The sequence below is a fragment of the Citrobacter sp. CK191 genome, assembly GCF_030333435.1.
Taxonomy (GTDB): domain Bacteria; phylum Pseudomonadota; class Gammaproteobacteria; order Enterobacterales; family Enterobacteriaceae; genus Citrobacter_B; species Citrobacter_B koseri.
The window spans coordinates 1-205 of the sequence record NZ_JAOWFX010000019.1; the positions used below are offsets into that span (position 1 = coordinate 1).

The 205-nt window shown below is 52.7% G+C and carries 1 tRNA gene and 1 other RNA gene; both read left to right on the plus strand.

The features are described from left to right. Positions 1-66: non-coding RNA, RtT sRNA (locus OGV82_RS03875), on the plus strand; the annotation flags it as partial. Positions 67-127: 61 nt separating this feature from the next. After that, a tRNA-Arg gene (locus OGV82_RS03880) sits at positions 128-204 on the plus strand. Position 205: the final 1 nt, after the last annotated feature.

Below are 205 nucleotides of genomic sequence, written 5' to 3' on the forward strand. Positions count from 1 at the left end.
GATAACGTTGCTTCAGCAACGGCCCGTAGGGAGAGGCGCAGCCGAGTAATCCTCCCGGATGCACCATCTCTTACTTGATATGGCTTTTGTAGCGGTATCAATATCGGCAGTAAATAAGTTTCCCAATGCATCCGTAGCTCAGCTGGATAGAGTACTCGGCTACGAACCGAGCGGTCGGAGGTTCGAATCCTCCCGGATGCACCAT